Here is an 18,495-nt window from a genome sequence, read left to right as displayed (position 1 = left end):
CGTGCACCTTTCCCGCAAGTTCGGCGCGGCTTCGCCCGCGGCCGTCGGGATATCGCCTGCCCGGGTTAGGCCACCCGCCCGACCGGCCTGACCCTCCGACCGGTCGACCCACCCGGCCGGAGGGGCCCGGCCCCACCCGGTACGGATCAGGCCGCCCGGGTCTGCTCCAGCCAGGACGCGTACAGCCGCCCGTACACCGAGCCGGGGTCACGGACCAGGTCGTCGTGCGGGCCACGCTGGACGACCCGGCCGGCGTCGACGACGATCACCTCGTCGGCGGCCTGCGAGGTCGACAACCGGTGCGCGATCACGATCGTGGTACGCCCACGGGTGACCGCGTCGAGGGTGCGCTGGAGCCGCACCTCGGTGGCCGGGTCGACGGCGCTGGTCGCCTCGTCGAGTACCAGCAGGTCGGGGTCGGCCAGGTACGCGCGGGCCAGCGCGACGAGCTGGCGCTCGCCGACCGACAGCGCCTCGCCGCGTTCCCCGACCGGGGTGGCGAGGCCCTCGGGCAGCCCGTCCACCCAGTCGGCGAGGCCGAGCTCGGTGAAGGCGAGGTACAGGTCCTCGTCGGTCGCCTCGGGTCGGGCGAAACGCACGTTCGCCGCGACGGTCGCGTCGAACAGGAACCCGTCCTGCGGCACCATCACGACCCGGCGGCGCAGCGACGCGAACCGCACGTCGGTCAGCGGTACGCCGGACAGCAGCACGGCGCCCCGGGTGGGGTCCATCAGCCGGGTCAGCAGCTTGGCGAAGGTGGTCTTGCCGCTGCCGGTCTCCCCGACCACCGCGACCCGGGTCTGCGCCGGGATCGCGAGGTCCACGTCGGTCAGCACCTCCGGGCCCTGGGGGTAGGCGAAGTGGACGTGGGAGAACCGGACGTCGATCGGGCCGGGCGGCAGGTCACGGCCGACGTCGCCGGGGTCGGCGACGTCGGGCTGCTGGTCGAGCACGTCGAGGACCCGCCGCCAGCCGGCGAGCGCGTTCTGCGCCTCGTTGAGCACCTCGGTGGCGATCTGCACCGGCTGGACGAACAGCGTGACCAGGAACAGGAACGCGGTCAGCCGGCCCACACTGAGCTGCCCGTCCACGCCGAGCAGGACGCCGACGACCACCACCGCCGCCGTGGCCACCCCGGACGCCCACTCCCCGGCGGTGAAGCCGGTGACGCTGGTGCGCAGCGCGGTGAACTGGGCGGACCGGTTGGCCTCGATCGCCGCGTCGAGCCGGGCCTCGGTACGCCGGCGCACCCCGTACGCCCGGATCACTCCCGCCCCGACGACGCTCTCGGAGATGGCGGCGAGCATCGTGCCGACGTGGCCGCGCACCACGCCGTACGCGACGGTCAGCCGCCGCTGGAAGTGCCGGATGACGAACACGACCGGGGCGAAGGCGGCGTACACGACCAGGGTGAGCTGCCAGGAGTACAGCGCCATGACCACCGTCGTGACGGTGACCTGGCCCACGCTGACCAGCAGGGTGACCCCACCGTACTGGAGGAACTGGCTCATCTGGTCGACGTCGCCGGTCACCCGCGACACCAGCGAGCCCCGCCGCTCGCTCTGCTGGTGCAGCATCGACAGGTCGTGGATGTGGCGGAAGGTACGGGTCCGGATGCTGGCCAGCGCGGTCTCGCTGACCGTGTAGAGGCGCACGTTCATCAGGTACGCGCTGATCATCGTCAGGACCAGCGCGGCGGCGGCAACGCCCGCGACGGTCGTCACCACACCGAGGTCCGGTCCGCCCGGTGCCCGCAGGCCGTGGTCGATGCCCTGCTGGACGGCGATCGGTACGGCGACCCGCCCGGCCGTGGCGAGGACGGCCAGGCCGACCGTGCCGGCGAGGCCGGTACGCAACTCCGGCGACATGGTCAGGCCCCGGCGCAGCGTGGCCCAGGTCGACGCCCCGGTAGCCGTCGACGCGTCGGTCGTCGCCGTGGTCACGCGGAAACCTCCTGCTCGTCGTACGTCTTCTCGCGCTCCCGTTCGGCGTCGGCCCGCTCGTACGCGGTGACCAGGTCGGCGTACCCGGGGACGGTGGCCAGCAGCTCGGCGTGGGTGCCGTGGGCGACGACCCGGCCGTGCTCGACGTAGACCACCTCGTCGGCGAGCGCGATGGTGGCCCGGCGGTAGGCGACGACCAGGACGGAGGCACCGGCGCCGGCCGCGCGCAGGGACGCCAGGATGGCCGCCTCCACCCGGGGGTCCACCGCGCTGGTCGCGTCGTCGAGGACGAGCAGCCGGGGCCCGCCCGCGAGCGCCCGCGCGAGGGTCAGCCGCTGGCGCTGGCCGCCCGACAGTGACGTGCCCCGTTCGCCGACCGTGGTGTCGAGGCCGTCCGGCAGGGCCGCGACGAACGCGTCGGCCTGGGCGGTCCGCAGGGCCCGCCACGCGGCGTCGTCGTCGACGCCCTCCCGGTCGAGGGTGATGTTGCCCCGGACGGTGTCGTCGAACACGAACGGCACCTGGGGCACCAGCGCCACGGCGGCGGCCAGCGCGTCGTGCGTCAGGGTGGACACGTCGACGCCGTCCAGCTCGACCACCCCGGCGGTCGGGTCGACCAGCCGGGCGGCGAGCGAGGCGATGGTGGACTTGCCCGAGCCGGTGGGGCCGACGAGGGCGACGGTGCGCCCCGGCGGCACCTCGAACGTCACGTCGCGCAGGACCGGCGGCCCCTCAAGATAACGGAAGTCGACGTGTGCGAAGCGCAGGCTGGCGGGCTTGCCGTCCGCCGGCGGTGCGGCGTCGCCGTACGCCACGTCACCGCCGGCCGTGAGCACGCGCTGCACCCGGTCCCAGCCGACCGCGCTGCGCGGCAGCTCGGCGAGCACCCAGCCGATCGCCCGTACCGGGAACGCCAGCACCGTGAACAGGAACGCCACACTGACGAGGTCGGCGACGGTGACCGCACCCTGGCGCAGCCGCCAGGCGCCGGCGACGAGGACGACCAGGGTGCCGAAGCTCGGCAGCGCGTCGAGTACCGGGTCGAACAGGCCGCGCACCCGGCCCACCCGGATCAGCGCGTCGCGCAGCTCATCGGCCTTGGCCGCGAACCGCCGCGCCTCGTCGGCCTCCCGCCCCATCGTCTTGACCACGAGCGCGCCGTCGAAGCTCTCGTGTGCGACGGCGGAGACCTCGGCGCGCAGCCGCTGAGCCGCCGACACCCGCGGCGAGATGAGCCGCGAGTACCCGATGTTGAGTATCAGCAGGGCGACGAAGACGCCGACGCCGACCAGCGCGAGGACCCAGTCGGTTCCGAACAGCGATGCGACGGCGGCGACCAGCATGACGACCGTGCCGACCGCGAACGGCAGCGGCGCGATCGGGTAGAAGGCCGCCTCGACGTCGGCGTTCGCGTTGGACAGCAGGGTTCCGGTGGCGTGCCGGTGGTGCCAGGCCAGGGGCAGCTCGAGGTAGCGGCGGGTGACCCGGCGGCGGTACGTGGCCTGCAGGCGGAACTGCATCGCACCGGCGCCCAGGCGCCGGCCGAACAGGCCCGCCACCCGGCCCGCGCTGACCGCGAAGATCACCCCACCGCCGGCGGCCAGCGCCGCGGCTGAGGTGTGCGCCTGGTCGATCGCCGGTACCACCACCCGACCGACCACGCCACCGATGACGTACGCCCCGGCGATGATCAGCAGGCTGAACACGATGCTGCCGCCGACACCGATCGCGAACAGCCGGGGCTGCTCACGGATGCTGTGACCGAGTACCCGAAGTCCCTTGCCGAGTACGCGGTCGCCGTCCAAGATCACTCCCCAGGTAAGTCGTCATTGCGGTGTCCATCCTTACCAGAGAACGGCGCCACCCACCGGGGCGCCCGATGTGTCGGCCGTCACACGACGACCACGACCCACGGTACAAATAGGATGGACCGGTGACCCGATACGCCCGCGCCGAGCGCGCCGCCCTCGCCGACGCCCTGCTCGCCGCCGGCCCGGACGCCCCGACGCTGTGCGCCGGCTGGACCGCCCGCGACCTGGCGGCCCACGTCGTGATCCGCGACCGGCGTCCGGACGCGGTGCCGGGAGTGCTCCTCAAGCCGCTCAGCGGCTGGACCGCCCGGGTGCAGCGCGGCTACCGCGACGGTCACGACTTCCCCGACCTGGTGGACCTCGTGCGGCATCCTCCCGCCTGGAGCCCGCTCACCCTGCCCGCCCTCGACGAGGCCGCCAACACCGTCGAATTCTTCATCCACACCGAGGACGTCCGGCGCGCCGGGCCGGACTGGCAGCCGCGGCCGCTCGACGCCGGGCTGGCCGCCGCGCTGTGGCGGCGGGCGTCCACGCTCGCCCGGCTGGGCCTGCGCCGGGTCGGCGCGACGGTACGGGTGGAGGCGCCCGGCCACGGCGCGGTCACCGCCGGCGAGGGCCAGCCCGCGGCGACGGTCAGCGGCGACCCCGGCGAACTGCTGCTGTTCTTCTTCGGCCGCCAGCGCGCCGCCCGGGTGACCGTCAACGGCCCCGACGACCTCGCCGACCGGCTACGCGAGGCACGGTTCGGCGGGTAGGAGGCACGGTTCGGCCGGTAGGAGGCACGGTTCGGCCGGTAGGAGGCACGGTTCGGCCGGTAGGAGGCACGGTTCGGCCGGTAGGTCGGGCGGTGGGAGAGCACGGTCCGACCCGTGGGGCGGCCGCCGGGAGAGCACGGTTCGGTCTACAGATCGCAGCCACCACTAGCCCGAACAGGTCGTTTCAACTTACTCTTCGGTAACACCGGCCGTGACCCCCATCACGCGCACACCCCCATGCGGAGGCCACCGTTGACTGACCTGCCCTACCGGTCCATTCCCGACATGTTCCTCAAGCGGGTGGCGCAGACCCCCGACGCCCGCGCGTTCGCCTCCCCGGCGCCCGACGGCGCCGGCGAGCCGGTGTGGCTGACCTGGGCGCAGGTCGCCACGCGGGCGAAGGCGATCGCGGCCGGCCTGCACGAGCTGGGAGTACACCCCGAGGACCGGGTCGCGATCCTGGCCAGCACCCGGCTGGAGTGGGTACTCGCCGACCTCGGCGTGATGTGCGCGGGCGCGGCGACCACGACCGTGTACCCGACGACCGAGGCCGACGACGCCGCGTTCATCGTCCGCGACTCCGGGTCGAAGGTCGTCATCGCCGAGGACGCCGGCCAGGCCGCCAAGCTCACCGGCGCCGACCTGCCCGACCTCGCCGCCATCGTGCTGATCGACGGCGCCTGGTCCGGCGAGTCGGGCGTACCGGTGCTGACCCTCGCCGAACTCGAGCGCCGCGGCGGCGACGCGCTCGCCCGGCACCCGGGCCTGATCGAGGAGATCACCACCGGGATCGGCCCCGACCACCTCGCCACCCTGATCTACACCTCCGGCACCACCGGCCGACCCAAGGGCGTCGAACTGCTGCACGCGGGCTGGGTCTGGCAGGGCCGTGCCCAGTCCGACCTGGGCCTGCTGCTCCCCCACGACCTGCAGTACCTGTGGCTGCCACTGTCGCACTCGTTCGGCAAGACGCTGCTCTGCGGGGTCATCTACGTCGGCCTGCCCACCTACGTGGACGGCCGGGTCGACAAGATCATCGACAACCTCGGCACGATCCGGCCGACCATCATGGCGGCGGCGCCGCGGGTGTTCGAAAAGGTCTACAACGCCGTGGTGACCACCGCCAAGGCCGGCGGCGACACGAAGTGGAAGATCTTCACCTGGGCGCTCGGCGTCGGCAGGCAGGCGTCGGCGCTGGAGCAGGCCGGCAAGCCGGTGCCGGCCGGCCTGACGCTCAAGCGGGCGGTCGCACACAAACTGGTCTTCGCCAAGCTGCACGCCCGGATGGGCGGCCGGATGCGCGGCATGGTGTCCGGATCGGCCCCGCTGTCCAAGGAGATCGCCGAGTTCTTCGCCGCCGCCGGCCTGCCGATCCTGGAGGGGTACGGGCTCACCGAGACGTTCGCGGGCTCCTTCGTCAACCGGCCCGACCACGTCCGTGTCGGCACCGTCGGCCAGGCCCTGGGTGACCTGGAGATCACGCTCGACACCGACGGCGAGATCCTGCTGCGCGGCGTACCCGTCATGCGCGGCTACCACAACCTGCCCGAGGAGACCGCCGCCGCGTTCACACCGGACGGGTTCTTCCGCACCGGTGACATCGGCGAGCTGGACGCCGAAGGGTACCTGCGGATCACCGACCGCAAGAAGGACCTGATCAAGACCTCCGGCGGCAAGTACGTGGCGCCCAGCCACATCGAGGGGCTGTTCAAGTCGGTCTGCCCGTACACCTCGCAGGCGATCGTGATCGGTCAGGCCCGCAACTACTGCACCATGCTGGTCACCCTCGACCCGGACGCGATCACCGGCTGGGCCGCCGGTACCCCGCTGGAGGGCCGCTCGTACGCCGAGATCGCGGCTTCCCCGGAGGCACACGAGATGGTCGACGGCTACGTCAGGCAGCTCAACGAGCGCCTCAACCGGTGGGAGACGATCAAGCGCTTCGTCATCCTGCCCCGCGACCTGTCCATCTCCGACGGCGAGCTGACGCCGTCGCTGAAGGTCAAGCGCCGGGTGGTGGAGAAGACCTTCGCCGACGACATCGAGAAGATGTACACCGGCGCGCTCGCCCAGATCTGACCCGGCCGGACCGGGGCGCGGCACGATCGCCGCGCCCCGGTCTGTCACCGGTGACGGGCCGCACCACTACCATCGATGGCGGTGGTGGGCCGTCGACCGGCGCGACGACCGGATCGGCAGAAGGGGCGTGGGCTGACATGTCAGGGACATCGGGTGGCGCGCTGGCGCCGCTCCTCTTCATGCTCGTCATCGCCACGATCGACGCCTGGGTCTACCTGGACGCGAAGGCGCGGGCAGACCGCGGCCGCCCGGTCGTCTTCTCGGCCGGCTCCTTCGAGGTCGGCACGCCCGTCGCGTGGCTGCTCGGCTGCCTGGTCCTGTTCGTCGTCTTCCTGCCGCTCTACCTCACGAGTCGCACCGCCGGCGCCGCCAGCCGGTGACCGGCGGCAGGTGACCGGCGGCCGGTGACCGGCGGCCGCAGTCCACCCGCGCTCGCCGACCGCCCCTCAGGCCACGATCGCGGGTGGCCGCAGCGGGCGTACCGGCGCCCGGTCGAGGCTCTCCCGGGCCTGCGCCAGCCGCCGTACGGCCTCGACCAGGTCGGCCTCCGGCAGCGTGTACGGCAGCCGCAGGAAGCGTTCCATCGTCCCGTCGGCACCGAAGCGGGGCCCCGGCGCGACCCGTACACCCAGCTCCTCCACGGCGCGGGCGAGCGCGCTGGCGACCGGCGCGTCCAGCTCGACCCACAGGCTCATGCCGCCGTGCGGCACAACGAACCGCCATTCGGGCAGGTGGGCGCGCAGCGCCGCGACGAGCGTGTCCCGGCGGGCGGTGAGCTGCTCCCGCCGCGCCGCGACGACCCGCTCCCGGTGGGACATCAGGTGCGCGGCGACCAACTGGTCGAGCACCGGCGAGGACATGTCGACCGCGACCCGGGCGACCGCCAGCCGGGCGACGACCGAGGTGGCCGCACGGATCCAGCCGATGCGCAGGCCACCCCAGTACGGCTTGCTCATGCCGCCGATGGTGAGCACCCGGGCCGCACGGTCGAACGTCGCCAGGGCCGGGGGCAGCTCCGGCCCGTCCAGTCGCACCTCGGTGAACGTCTCGTCGACGACCACGTCGGTACCGACGGCGTGCGCCGCGGCGGGCAGCCGCTCCCGCAGCGCGGTGTCCATGAGGTGACCGGTCGGGTTGTGGTAGTCCGGGATCAGGTACGCCAGCCGCGCCCGGGCCTCCCGCACCGTGCTGAGCAGCAGCTCGCCGTCCCAGCCGGCGTCGCCGAGCGCGTACCCGACGACGCGGGCTCGGCTGGCGAGGATCGCGGTGAGGGCGTTGGGGTACGTCGGCATCTCCAGCAGGACCCGTTGGCCGGGCGCGACGAGCAGCCGTAGGACCAGGTCGAGCGCGTGCTGCACGCCGCTGGTGATCATGATCTGGTCGGGCAGCGTGGCCAGGCCGCGCCGGGTGTACCCGGCCGCCACCGCCTCGCGCAGCACGGCCAGCCCCATCGGGTGGTACCCGGCGCTGGTGAGGTAGGCCGGCAGATCCTCGGCGGCCGCCGCGACCGCGTCGGTCAGCTCGGGCGGGGCGGGCAGCGCCGCCTGTCCCAGGTCGATGACGTCGGCGTCCTCCATCGGCGCCCACAGGCCCGAGGTGCCCACCCGGTGCCCGCCGGGCAGCGCGGTCCAGCTTCCGGCGCCCCGGCGGCTGGTCAGGTGGCCGGACTCGCGCAGCGTCCGGTACGCCGCGGTCACGGTGGTACGACTCAGGCCCAGCGCCAGGGCCAGTTCCCGCTCGGCCGGCAGCCGTACCCCCAGCGCCAGCCGGCCGTCGGTCAGCAGGCCCCGGACGGCGGCGGCGAGCTGCGCGTACTCGGGACCGGGGCGCCGCCCCGACCCCCCACCCGGACGGCGACCCGCGCCCTGCCAGTCACCGAGCAGGCGAGCCAGTTGGGTGCCACGAACACTGCCAGCCAAGCCACTCACCCCGAATTGGCTCTATCAACATCAACTATTGGCCTTCAGAGTGTCATGCATGAGTGCCACAAGCAACCCCGTACCCATGCCACTACGCTTCCACTTCACGCGGCGCCTCGTCCAACTGCACGTCGGCCTGGTCTGCTACGGGGTCAGCATGGCCTTCATGATCCGGGCCAACCTGGGCCTGGACCCGTGGGACGTCTTCCACCAGGGACTGTCCGAGCTCACCGGCCTGCGCTTCGGGGTCGTGGTCATCGCCGTCGGCGCCCTGGTCCTGCTGCTGTGGATCCCGCTACGGCAGCGGCCGGGCATCGGCACGGTCGCCAACGTGATCGTGATCGGGCTCGCCGTGGACGCCGCGCTGGCCGTCCTGCCGGCACCGCACGCGCTGGCCGCCCGCTGGGCGTTCCTGCTCGGCGGGATCGTCCTCAACGGGATCGCCACCGGCCTGTACATCGGCGCCCGCCTCGGCCCCGGTCCGCGCGACGGCCTGATGACCGGGTACGTGGCCCACCGCCCCGGCCGCTCGATCCGGCTGGTACGCACCGTCATCGAGGTGACCGTGCTGACCGCCGGGTGGCTGCTGGGCGGCACGGTCGGCTGGGCGACGCTGCTGTACGCGGTCTCGATCGGCCCGCTGGCGCACGTGTTCATCCCGCTGCTGTCGGTCCGCCCGCCGGCCGACGCGGCCGCCGGAGCCGACGCGGCCGACGCGGCCGACGGAGCCGACGGAGCCGACGGAGCCGACGCGGCCGAGCCGGCGTCGGCCCCGGCGACCGCATGATCGTGGAGGATTTTCCGTGTCCGAGCACGGAAAATCCTCCACGATCATGGGCAGGAAGGGCGCGGTGGGTCAGCGGACCGGGTGGCCGGCCGCCCGCAGGGCGTCCTTGACCTCCCCGATCGACAGCTGCCCGAAGTGGAACACGCTGGCCGCCAGCACCGCGTCGGCGCCGGCCGCGACCGCCGGGGCGAAGTGCTCGACCACGCCCGCCCCGCCGGACGCGATCACGGGAATGTCCACGGCGGCGCGGACCAGGGTGATCAGCGGCAGGTCGAACCCGTCCTTGGTGCCGTCCCGGTCCATCGAGTTGAGCAGGATCTCCCCCGCGCCCAGTTCGGCCGCGCGCGCCGCCCACTCGACCGCGTCCAGGCCGGTGCCGCGCCGGCCGCCGTGCGTGGTGACCTCGAAGCCGCTCGGCGTACCGGGCGAGCGGCGGACGTCCAGCGACAGCGTGAGCACCTGGCGGCCGAAACGGTCGGCGATCTCGGCGATCAGCTCCGGCCGGGCGATGGCCGCGGTGTTGACGCCGACCTTGTCCGCCCCTGCGCGCAGCAGTGCGTCCACGTTGGACACCGAGCGCACCCCGCCGCCGACGGTCAGCGGGATGAACACGCTCTCGGCGGTACGCCGCACCACCTCGAACATGGTGCCGCGCTCGTCGGCCGAGGCGGTGACATCGAGGAAGACCAGCTCGTCGGCGCCGGCCGCGTCGTAGGCCGCGGCGAGCTCCACGGGGTCACCGGCGTCGCGCAGGTCGGCGAAGCGGACCCCCTTGACGACCCGGCCGGCGTCCACGTCCAGGCACGGGATCACCCGTACCGCGACACCCGTGCCGCTACGCTCGCTCACTGGATCTCCGACAGGGCGGTGAGCGCCTCCGGAACCGTGAACGCCCCGGCGTACAGCGCCTTGCCCACGATCACGCCCTCCACACCGGCCGGTTCCAGGGCCGCCAACTGGCGCAGGTCGTCGAGCTTGGACACGCCGCCGCTGGCGACGACCGGCTTGCGGGTCCGCTCGCACACCTGCAGCAGCAGGGTGACGTTCGGGCCGGTGAGCGTGCCGTCGCGCAGGACGTCGGTCACCACGTACCGGGCGCAGCCGGCCCGCTCCAGGCGGTCGAGGACCTCGAACAGGTCGCCGCCCTCCTTGGTCCAGCCGCGGGCGGCGAGGGTGTGCCCGCGCACGTCCAGGCCGACCGCGACCCGGTCGCCGTACGTGGCGCAGACGTGGTCGGTCCAGTCCGGGTTCTCCAGCGCGGCGGTACCCAGGTTGATCCGGGCCGCGCCGGTCGCGAGCGCCCGCTGGAGCGACTCGTCGTCGCGGATGCCGCCGGACAGTTCGACGGCGATGTCGAGCCGCTTGACCACGTCGGCGAGCAGGTCGGCGTTGGAGCCCCGGCCGAACGCCGCGTCCAGGTCGACCAGGTGCACCCAGTCGGCCCCGTCGCGCTGGAAGGCGAGGGCGGCGTCGAGCGGGTCGCCGTAGACCGTCTCACTGCCGGCGGCGCCTTGCACGAGGCGAACCGCCTGGCCGCTGGCGACGTCGACGGCGGGCAGCAGGGTCAGGGCCACGTCAGGTCCTCCGGTCCAGGGTGAGTACGAACAGCATCGGCGCGACGAGCGCGACGAGGGCGGTCAGGGCTATCCGGGTCGACACGTCGTCGACCAGCAACCATACGAAGACTAGTGCGGTCAGCGCACCGACGGTGATCCCGGCCCGCTGCGCCCGGCTGAGGCCGGACGACAGGCGACCGGTGCGGCCCCGCCGGGGCGGTCGCGGCCGGAGGCGGCGCAGGAATGCGCGGCGGCGGGCCGCCCGCTCCCGCCGTACCCGCGCCTCCTGCGCCTCGGCCTCGCGCACCGCGCGCCGTAACGCCCGCTCCTTGCTCATGGTCGACACAACGTCGGGGACGTCGTGGTCTCCGGGGTCCTCGGCGACCACGACGTCTCCGACGTTGCGCCCAGGACGGGGCTCACAGCTCCCCGACCCAGTTCGCCAGCAGCGCCGCGCCGGCGTCGCCGGACTTCTCCGGGTGGAACTGGGTCGCCGAGAGCACACCCTGCTCCACGGCGGCGGCAAACGCGCCGCCATGTGAAGCCGTCGCCACCGCCACGCCCTCGACCGACGCCGGGGCGGCGTAGGAGTGCACGAAGTAGAACCGGGTGTCCGGCGCCAGACCGGCGCCCAGACGGGAGGAAGCAGGCCATTCGACCGTGTTCCAGCCCATGTGCGGTACGACCGGCGCGGACAGCCGGGTCACCGTACCCGGCAGCAGACCCAGGCCCTTGGTCACGACCCCGTGCTCCTCGCCGGCGGTGAAGAGCACCTGCATGCCGACGCAGATGCCGAGCACCGGACGGCCGGCGCGGACCCGGTCGGCGATCACCGGTCCGGCACCCAACGCGTCGATGCCGGCCATGCAGGCGGCGTACGCGCCGACACCGGGGACGACCAGACCGTCGGCGTTCCGGGCCGCGTCGAGGTCAGCGGTCACGGTCACCGACGCGCCGGTCCGTTCGAGGGCCCGCTGGGCCGAGCGCAGGTTGCCCGAGCCGTAGTCGAGGACGACGACGCGCGCCGCCACCTACAGCACCCCCTTGGTACTGGGGATACCCGAACGCCCGTCGAGCGCCACCGCCTGGCGCAGCGCCCGGGCCACCGCCTTGAACTGCGCCTCCACCACGTGGTGGGCGTCGGGCTGGGCACCCGGCCGGGACGCCCGCAGCACGCTCACGTGCAGCGTGATCCGGGCGGTGTGGCCGAACGACTCCCAGATGTGGCGGGTCAGGCTCGTGGCGTAGACCGGCCCGATGTACGGGGCGATGTTCGTCGGCTCGTCGTGCACCACGTACGGCCGGCCGGACAGGTCCACGGCGGCCTGCACCAGCACCTCGTCGAGCGGCACGATCGCGCTGCCGAAGCGGGTAACGCCCGCCTTGTCGCCGAGCGCCTGCGCGAACGCCGTACCCAGCGCCAGCGCGGTGTCCTCGACGGTGTGGTGGGCGTCGACCTCGAGGTCGCCCTCGGTGCGGACGGTCAGGTCGAACCCGCCGTGCTTGCCGAGCTGGGCGAGCATGTGGTCGTAGAAGCCGATGCCGGTGCTGACCTCGACCGCGCCGGTACCGTCGAGGTCCACCTCGACGAGTACCTTCGACTCGTGCGTGTTGCGCTCCACGCGTCCGGTGCGGCTCACGACAGGCTCCGATCAAGTGCGGCCAGGAAGGCGTTGGTTTCTTCGGGGGTACCGGCGGTGACCCGCAGCCAGCCGGGCAGGCCGACGTCGCGGATCAGGACGCCGTGGTCGAGCATCCGCCGCCACACTCCGGCGCTGTCGGCCAGCCCGCCGAAGAGCACGAAGTTGGCGTCGCTGTCGGCGACCGTCAGGCCACGGGCACGCAGCTCGGTGACGATCCGGTCACGCTGGGACTTGATCGCCTCGACCGTGCCGAGCAGCGTCGCGGCGCAGCCCAGGGCCGCGCGGGCGGCGGCCTGGGTCAGCGCCGACAGGTGGTAGGGCAGCCGGACGAGCTGGACCGCGTCGACCACCGCCGGGTCGGCCGCGAGATACCCCAGCCGGGCGCCGGCCAGGGCGAACGCCTTGCTCATCGTGCGGGTGACGACCAGCCTCGGGTACGCCGGCAGCAGCGTCAGCGCGCTCGGGGTCCCGGGCCGGGCGAACTCGGCGTACGCCTCGTCCACGATGACCATGCCGGGCGCCTCGGCCGCCACCGCCTCGATCACGTCCATCGGCATCGCGGTGCCGGTCGGGTTGTTCGGCGAGCAGAGGAACACCACGTCCGGCCGGTGCTCGCGGACCTGCGCCACGGCGTGCGCCACGGACAGCGAGAAGTCTTGCGCACGCTTACCGTCGACCCAGCGGGTACCGGTGCCGGTCGCGATCAGCGGGTGCATCGAGTACGCCGGCGTGAAGCCCAGCGCGGTGCGCCCCGGCCCGCCGAAGACCTGCAGCAGCTGCTGGAGGATCTCGTTGGAGCCGTTGGCGGCCCAGGTGTTGCCGGCGGCCAGCCCGTGCCCGAGGTAGCCGGCCAGGTCGGTGCGCAGCGCCACCGCGTCCCGGTCCGGGTACCGGTTGAGGTCACGCAGCTCGGCCTGGAGGGCCTTGGCCATGGCCTCGACGACCTCGTCGGGCACCGGGTAGGAGTTCTCGTTGGTGTTGAGCCGAACCGGCACGTCGAGCTGCGGCGCGCCGTACGGTCGCAGCCCCCGCAGCTCGTCGCGCAGCGGAAGCTGCTGAAGGTCGGTCACCCTGCTTTCCTGCGTTCGCTCGCTGCGCTCGCTCACTGATCGAACCTCACACTCACCGCCTGGCCGTGCGCCGGCAGGTCCTCGGCCTCGGCGAGGGTGACGACGTGGCCGGCGACGTCGCGCAGCGCCTCCTCGGAGTACTCGATGAGCTGGACCCCGCGCAGGAACGTCTGCACCGACAGCCCCGACGAGTGCCGGGCGCAGCCGCCGGTGGGCAGCACGTGGTTGGAGCCGGCGCAGTAGTCACCCAGCGACACCGGCGACCAGGCGCCGACGAAGATCGCCCCGGCGCTGTCGACCCGCTCGGCGACGGCCCGGGCGTCCGCGGTCTGGATCTCCAGGTGCTCGGCGCCGTACGCGTCGACCACCCGCAACCCCTGCTCGAGGTCGTCGACGAGGACGACGGCCGACTGCTCCCCGGTCAGCGCCTCGGTGATCCGCTCGGTGTGCTTGGTCGCGGCGACCTGCCTGGCCAGCTCCGCCTCGACGGCCGCCAGCAGGTCTTCCGACGCGGTCACCAGGACGCTCGCCGCCAGCGGGTCGTGCTCGGCCTGGCTGATCAGGTCGGCGGCGACGTGGCGGGGGTCGGCGGTGTCGTCGGCGAGGATCGCGATCTCGGTCGGGCCGGCCTCCGCGTCGATGCCGACCACGCCCTGTACGAGCCGCTTGCCTGCGGTCACCCAGATGTTGCCCGGCCCGGTGACCAGGTCGACCGGCTCGCAATGACCCGCCTCGACAGCCCCGCGCACTCCACCCGCGGGCGCGTCAGCGCCCGCCGTGCCATAGGCGAACATCGCCACGGCATGGGCGCCGCCCACCGCGTACACCTCGTCGACGCCGAGCAGTCCGCAGGCGGCCAGCACGAGCGGGTGCGGCCGACCGGTGTCGCGCTGCGGCGGGCTGGCGACCGCGAGCGAGGCCACCCCGGCGACCTGCGCCGGCACCACATTCATGATCACGCTCGACGGGTAGACCGCACGGCCACCCGGCACGTACAGCCCGACGCGCCGCACCGGCCGCCAGCGCTGGGTAACCGTGCCTCCCGGCACGACCTGGGTGGTGTGGTCGGTGCGCCGCTGGTCGGCGTGGACCGTCCGGGCCCGGACTATCGACTCGCGAAGCGCCGTGAGCAGCGCCGGATCCAGGGCGTCGACCGCCGCCTCGATCTCGGTCGCGGGTACCCGCAGCTGCTCCAGCCGGACCCCGTCGAAGCGCTCGGTCGCCTCGATCACCGCGCTCGCCCCATGCTCGCGCACCGCCTCGACGACCGGACGTATCCGCTCCATGGCGGCGGAGACGTCGAGGGCGGCCCGGGGCAGCAGTCGGCGCGGGTCGGCGATGGAGCCGCGCAGGTCGATGCGGTTCAGCACACCACGAAGTCTAGGCCGCTCTCATCAAGCGGACCTGACCCGTCCAACGGATGAGACCTACACGGCACTGCCCGGGTGCCCCGTCACCGGCGCACCCGGGCGGTGGGGGCAGGTGTCAGGTCGCCAGGGCCGGCGTGGCGGCCACCGCCTCGGACGACCGGCCCAGCAGCCGGCTGCCGGCGAGGGCGGCGGCGCCGAGGAGGGTCGGGTGTGCTGCGGCGAGGGTGAGGGCGTTCGCGCCGGTACTGTCGTCGCCGTCGCGGGTGGCCCAGGCGTACGAGGCGTTGGCGACGACGAATCCCCAGGGCGCCAGGAACAGGGCGGCCGCCAGCCCGGTGCGGCCGAGCGAGGTGCTCACGGTGGTGCTCCCCTTTCCGGGATCCGGACGGCGGTCAGGCCGCGGCGGGCTGGCGGCGCAGTTGCGGGGCGACGAGCACGACCGCGAGCAGCGTGATGACGATGCCGACAGCCGCGGCGATCTGCGCCGCGGCCGGCACGCCGTCGGCGATGAACGCCGGTACCGCGGTCACCGCCGCCAGCAGCCGGGTCACGATGACGGTCGTCACCCCGCCCCGGCGTCCACGCCAGGCGAACACGATGCCGACGACGGTCAGCAGTCCGAGGGCTGCGATGACGAGGCCGATCGCCAGCGGCGGGTGCTCCCCGTCGCTGGTGATCGGGGTGGTGATGTCTCCCAGGGCGAGCAGGCCGGCGAGGACGAGGCCGGTGACGAAGCCCTTCGAGCGGCTCATGGTGCGCTCCTTCGGTACGGGGTCGGGTGATGTACGCCGAAGTCTTCGCGCGGTGCCGGCCGCGGGCATCGAGGCTGTCGCGGGTCTGTTCTCCGTGCTGGCACGTATCCCCATCAGCGCCGATACCGCCTACCGTGAACGCATGCCGGGCACCCGAGGACTACCGCGCCTGATCGCGTACGCGACGGCGCTGCTCGCCGCGCTCCTCGCCGGGGCCGCGGTGGTACTCGCGGCCCTGTCCGGCAGCGTCTTCGCCGCCTGGTACGTGGGCGTGGGCGTCCTGCTCGGCCTGGTCTCGGTCGCGCTCGGGCTGGTGGTCGCCGCCCGCCGGCCGGACAACGCCGTCGCGCCGCTGCTCGTGCTGGTCGGCCTGGTCCCGATCTGGATGACCGGCAGCGATGTGTACGGAGACGCCGTCGCGCACCGGCCGGACCTGGTGGGAGTCTCGGCGCTGCTCGTCACCGTGCAGCCGGGTAGCTGGATGTTCCTGTACGTGCCGCCGGCGCTGCTGGCGCTGCTGTTCCCCACCGGCCGGCTGCCCGGGCGGCGCTGGCGCTGGGTGGTGGCCGGCCTCGTCGTGGTGCCGGTCGTGTTCACGGTCCTCACCGCGCTCGACCCGGCCCCGTTCCCGGCGCCGTTCGCGCACGTGCCGCACGCGTTCGGCACCGTGCACGGCATCGCGTACCAGATCGTCGGAGTCACCGCCATCGCGCTGCTGCCCGTCCTGTTGGGGCTGCTGGTCGCGACCGCCGCCGCCATGGTGGTGCGGTACCGGCGGGAGCCCGACGAGGTACGCCGCGCGCAGGTCAAGTGGTTCGCCCTCGGCGCGCTGTTCGTGCCCGGGACGCTGCTGCTGTGCTGGGGCAGCTACCTGTTCCTCGGCGGACCGGACCTGGTACTGGTCGGGCTCGCCGCCACGTTCGTCGCGATCCCGACGGCCACCGCGATCGCGATCCTGCGCCACGACCTGTACGACGTGGACCGGGCGATCAGCGCCGCCGTCACGTACGGCATCGTCACGGCAGGCCTGCTCGGCTTCTACACGGCCGCGACCTTCCTGGGCGGGCTCGCGGTCGGCCGGGAGTCGACGGTGGCCGCGGCGGCGGCCACCGCGGTGTGCGCCGCCGCGCTGGCGCCGCTGCGTACCCGGTTGCAGCGCTCGGTCGACCGACGGCTGTACCCGCGCCGGCAGGCGGCACTCGCCGCCGTGGAGGACCTGGTGCGGCGTACCCACGCCGGCACCGCCGAGCCCGAGCAGCTCGAGGCGGCCCTGCGGACGGCGCTGCGCGACCCGGGGCTTCGCGTCGGGTACCGACTGCCCGGCACGACCACGTACGTCGACGCGGACGGCGCACCACTGGAGCCGACCGGGCCGCAGCCGGTACCGGTCCGCCTCGGCGGCGCGGACATCGGCGTCCTAGTCCCCGGGCGGGTCGGCTCCCGGGAACTGCTGCGCGAGGTGGCCGGGGCGGGCGCGCTGCTGGTCGAGGTGGTCCGGCTGCGCGCCGAGTTGAGCCAGGCGCTGCGCGACGTCGAGTCCAGCCGGGCCCGGCTGCTGCACGTCGGGTACTCCGAGCGCAAGCGGCTGGAGCGCGACCTGCACGACGGCGCGCAGCAGCGGCTGGTCTCGCTCGGCATGGCGCTCCGGCTGGCCCAGCGCCACCTCGACGACGGCTCGGTCGACGTCGACGCGCTACTCGACCAGGCCGTCGCCGAACTGGGCACGGCCGTCGCGGAGCTACGCCAGATCGCGCACGGGCTGCGGCCCAGCAGCCTCGACGACGGGCTCGCGCACGCGTTGACGACGCTGGTCGGCACCGTGCCCGTACCGGTGTCGCTGGACGTGTGCGCCGACCCGGTACCCGACGACGTGGCGACCACCGCGTACTACGTGGCGAGCGAGGCCGTGGTCAACGCGGTCAAGCACGCCGACGCGGCGAGCATCGGGCTGCGGGTCGCCCGGATCGACGGCCGGCTCACCGTACAGGTCCGCGACGACGGAAAGGGGGGCGCCCGGCTGCTGCCCGGCGCCGGCCTGGCCGGGCTGGTCGACCGGGTCGCGGCGGCCGGCGGCGGGCTGCGCCTGACCAGCCCGCTCGGCCAGGGCACGCTGGTGGAGGCGCAGCTGCCATGCGGATCGTGATCGGCGAGGACTCGGCGCTCTTCCGCGAGGGGCTCGCCCGCCTGCTCGTCGACGCCGGACACGAGGTGGTCGCCAAGGCACCCGATGCGCCGTCCCTGGTCGCCGCGGTCGACGCGACCCGGCCCGACCTCGCGATCATCGACATCCGCATGCCGCCCGACCACACCGACGACGGGGCCCGCGCGGCGCGCGAGGTCCGGGCCCGCTGGCCCCAGCTCGGCATCGTGCTGCTGTCTCAGCACGTGGAGACCCGGCACTCGGTGGAGCTGGTCGCCGGCGGCCGGTTCGGTTACCTGCTCAAGGACCGGGTGTTCGACGTCGACGACTTCCTCGACGCGCTGCGCCGGGTGGCCGCGGGCGGCTCGGCCCTCGACCCGGAGGTGGTGGGGCGGCTCATCGGGGGCCTACGGGCCGACGATCCGCTCGCCTCGCTCACCGCCCGGGAGCGGGAGGTGCTGGCGCTGGTCGCGGAGGGCCGGACCAACGTGGGTATCGCCCGGCGGCTGTGGCTGACCGAACGCACCGTCGAAACCCACATCGCATCGATCATGAACAAGTTGGGGCTGGCGGCGAGCGACGAGGACCACCGGCGTGTCCTCGCGGTCCTCGTCTACCTCGGGCGGAGCCGATGACCCTCGGGGTGCCCGATGTTCCGTCAGATACGCTC

Annotated in this window: 18 protein-coding genes; 6 read left to right on the top strand and 12 right to left on the bottom strand. The window is 73.6% G+C overall.

All coding sequences use genetic code 11. The annotated features are described in order from the left end of the window. Nucleotides 1-146: 146 nt before the first annotated feature. Together ACNTMW_RS12630 and ACNTMW_RS12625 are read right to left on the bottom strand one after the other, a co-directional pair. Entirely contained in the window at nt 147-1,868 is a 1,722-nt protein-coding gene (locus ACNTMW_RS12630; protein WP_426633740.1) for an ABC transporter ATP-binding protein, read from the bottom strand. 71 nt (nt 1,869-1,939) lie between these two features. Further along, the gene (locus tag ACNTMW_RS12625; protein WP_426633655.1) at nt 1,940-3,748 is read right to left on the bottom strand and encodes an ABC transporter ATP-binding protein; all 1,809 of its coding nucleotides are present in this window, start codon (nt 3,746-3,748) and stop codon (nt 1,940-1,942) included. 128 nt (nt 3,749-3,876) lie between these two features. Between ACNTMW_RS12625 and ACNTMW_RS12620 the strand changes: the two genes are divergently transcribed. The 3 genes from ACNTMW_RS12620 (at nt 3,877) to ACNTMW_RS12610 (ending at nt 6,968) form a co-directional block, all read left to right on the top strand. Further along, on the top strand, nt 3,877-4,509 hold the full coding sequence (locus ACNTMW_RS12620; protein WP_426633654.1) for a TIGR03085 family metal-binding protein: 633 nt from the start codon (nt 3,877-3,879) through the stop codon (nt 4,507-4,509). Between the two features lie 285 nt (nt 4,510-4,794). Then, nucleotides 4,795-6,588 (top strand): AMP-dependent synthetase/ligase, encoded by a 1,794-nt coding sequence (locus tag ACNTMW_RS12615; RefSeq protein ID WP_426633739.1) that lies wholly within the window; start codon nt 4,795-4,797, stop codon nt 6,586-6,588. A gap of 137 nt (nt 6,589-6,725) precedes the next feature. Further along, nucleotides 6,726-6,968, top strand: coding sequence for a hypothetical protein (locus tag ACNTMW_RS12610; RefSeq protein ID WP_426633653.1), 243 nt, complete (start codon nt 6,726-6,728; stop codon nt 6,966-6,968). Nucleotides 6,969-7,034: 66 nt separating this feature from the next. Here the strand turns inward: ACNTMW_RS12610 and yczR are convergent, their stop codons facing one another. Continuing rightward, nucleotides 7,035-8,507, bottom strand: a complete 1,473-nt coding sequence (gene yczR, locus ACNTMW_RS12605) for a MocR-like transcription factor YczR (RefSeq protein WP_426633652.1) — start codon at nt 8,505-8,507, stop codon at nt 7,035-7,037. Between the two features lie 58 nt (nt 8,508-8,565). On the opposite strand from yczR, the gene yczE reads away from it, so the two are divergent. Beyond that, nucleotides 8,566-9,294, top strand: coding sequence for a membrane protein YczE (yczE, locus tag ACNTMW_RS12600; protein ID WP_426633651.1), 729 nt, complete (start codon nt 8,566-8,568; stop codon nt 9,292-9,294). 69 nt (nt 9,295-9,363) lie between these two features. On the opposite strand, the gene hisF is transcribed toward yczE, so the two are convergent. From hisF to ACNTMW_RS12555, 9 genes are all read right to left on the bottom strand, one after another. Continuing rightward, nucleotides 9,364-10,143 carry an imidazole glycerol phosphate synthase subunit HisF gene (gene hisF / locus ACNTMW_RS12595; RefSeq protein WP_426633650.1) on the bottom strand — a complete coding sequence of 260 codons (780 nt, stop codon included), beginning with the start codon at nt 10,141-10,143 and terminating at the stop codon, nt 9,364-9,366. Then, nucleotides 10,140-10,868 carry a bifunctional 1-(5-phosphoribosyl)-5-((5-phosphoribosylamino)methylideneamino)imidazole-4-carboxamide isomerase/phosphoribosylanthranilate isomerase PriA gene (priA, locus tag ACNTMW_RS12590; RefSeq protein ID WP_426633649.1) on the bottom strand — a complete coding sequence of 243 codons (729 nt, stop codon included), beginning with the start codon at nt 10,866-10,868 and terminating at the stop codon, nt 10,140-10,142. The genes hisF and priA overlap by 4 nt, the downstream gene beginning before the upstream one ends. A 1-nt stretch (nt 10,869) precedes the next feature. Next, the gene (locus ACNTMW_RS12585; RefSeq protein WP_426633648.1) at nt 10,870-11,238 is read right to left on the bottom strand and encodes a tetrahydromethanopterin S-methyltransferase subunit F; all 369 of its coding nucleotides are present in this window, start codon (nt 11,236-11,238) and stop codon (nt 10,870-10,872) included. A 31-nt stretch (nt 11,239-11,269) separates the two neighbouring features. Further along, entirely contained in the window at nt 11,270-11,881 is a 612-nt protein-coding gene (gene hisH, locus ACNTMW_RS12580) for an imidazole glycerol phosphate synthase subunit HisH (RefSeq protein ID WP_426633647.1), read from the bottom strand. Next, nucleotides 11,882-12,490, bottom strand: a complete 609-nt coding sequence (hisB, locus tag ACNTMW_RS12575) for an imidazoleglycerol-phosphate dehydratase HisB (protein ID WP_426633646.1) — start codon at nt 12,488-12,490, stop codon at nt 11,882-11,884. It abuts the gene before it with no gap. Beyond that, entirely contained in the window at nt 12,487-13,563 is a 1,077-nt protein-coding gene (locus ACNTMW_RS12570; protein WP_426633645.1) for a histidinol-phosphate transaminase, read from the bottom strand. Before ACNTMW_RS12570 ends, hisB begins: the two co-directional genes overlap by 4 nt. Before the next feature lie 32 nt (nt 13,564-13,595). Beyond that, a complete protein-coding gene (gene hisD / locus ACNTMW_RS12565; protein WP_426633644.1) occupies nt 13,596-14,933 on the bottom strand; it encodes a histidinol dehydrogenase in 1,338 nt (445 codons plus the stop codon). A gap of 115 nt (nt 14,934-15,048) precedes the next feature. Continuing rightward, nucleotides 15,049-15,291 carry a hypothetical protein gene (locus ACNTMW_RS12560; protein ID WP_426633643.1) on the bottom strand — a complete coding sequence of 81 codons (243 nt, stop codon included), beginning with the start codon at nt 15,289-15,291 and terminating at the stop codon, nt 15,049-15,051. A 34-nt stretch (nt 15,292-15,325) separates the two neighbouring features. Continuing rightward, on the bottom strand, nt 15,326-15,685 hold the full coding sequence (locus tag ACNTMW_RS12555; RefSeq protein ID WP_426633642.1) for a hypothetical protein: 360 nt from the start codon (nt 15,683-15,685) through the stop codon (nt 15,326-15,328). Between the two features lie 142 nt (nt 15,686-15,827). Between ACNTMW_RS12555 and ACNTMW_RS12550 the strand changes: the two genes are divergently transcribed. Next, a complete protein-coding gene (locus ACNTMW_RS12550) occupies nt 15,828-17,828 on the top strand; it encodes a sensor histidine kinase (protein ID WP_426633641.1) in 2,001 nt (666 codons plus the stop codon). After that, entirely contained in the window at nt 17,816-18,460 is a 645-nt protein-coding gene (locus ACNTMW_RS12545; protein WP_426633640.1) for a LuxR C-terminal-related transcriptional regulator, read from the top strand. The genes ACNTMW_RS12550 and ACNTMW_RS12545 overlap by 13 nt, the downstream gene beginning before the upstream one ends. Nucleotides 18,461-18,495: the final 35 nt, after the last annotated feature.

This window comes from Planosporangium spinosum (assembly GCF_049999945.1).
Lineage (GTDB): Bacteria > Actinomycetota > Actinomycetes > Mycobacteriales > Micromonosporaceae > Planosporangium > Planosporangium spinosum.
Note: the sequence above shows the minus strand (reverse complement) of the source record. Positions and strands in the feature narration are given on the sequence as shown.

What these genes read in the sequence shown, in the direction of transcription:
- ACNTMW_RS12545 (WP_426633640.1), top strand. Translation starts at nt 17,816, where the DNA reads ATGCGGATCGTGATCGGCGAGGACTCGGCGCTCTTCCGCGAGGGGCTC.
- ACNTMW_RS12630 (WP_426633740.1), bottom strand. Translation starts at nt 1,868, where the DNA reads ATGTCGCCGGAGTTGCGTACCGGCCTCGCCGGCACGGTCGGCCTGGCC.
- ACNTMW_RS12610 (WP_426633653.1), top strand. Translation starts at nt 6,726, where the DNA reads ATGTCAGGGACATCGGGTGGCGCGCTGGCGCCGCTCCTCTTCATGCTC.
- ACNTMW_RS12615 (WP_426633739.1), top strand. Translation starts at nt 4,795, where the DNA reads ATGTTCCTCAAGCGGGTGGCGCAGACCCCCGACGCCCGCGCGTTCGCC.
- yczE (WP_426633651.1), top strand. Translation starts at nt 8,566, where the DNA reads ATGAGTGCCACAAGCAACCCCGTACCCATGCCACTACGCTTCCACTTC.
- ACNTMW_RS12555 (WP_426633642.1), bottom strand. Translation starts at nt 15,685, where the DNA reads ATGAGCCGCTCGAAGGGCTTCGTCACCGGCCTCGTCCTCGCCGGCCTG.
- ACNTMW_RS12550 (WP_426633641.1), top strand. Translation starts at nt 15,828, where the DNA reads ATGCCGGGCACCCGAGGACTACCGCGCCTGATCGCGTACGCGACGGCG.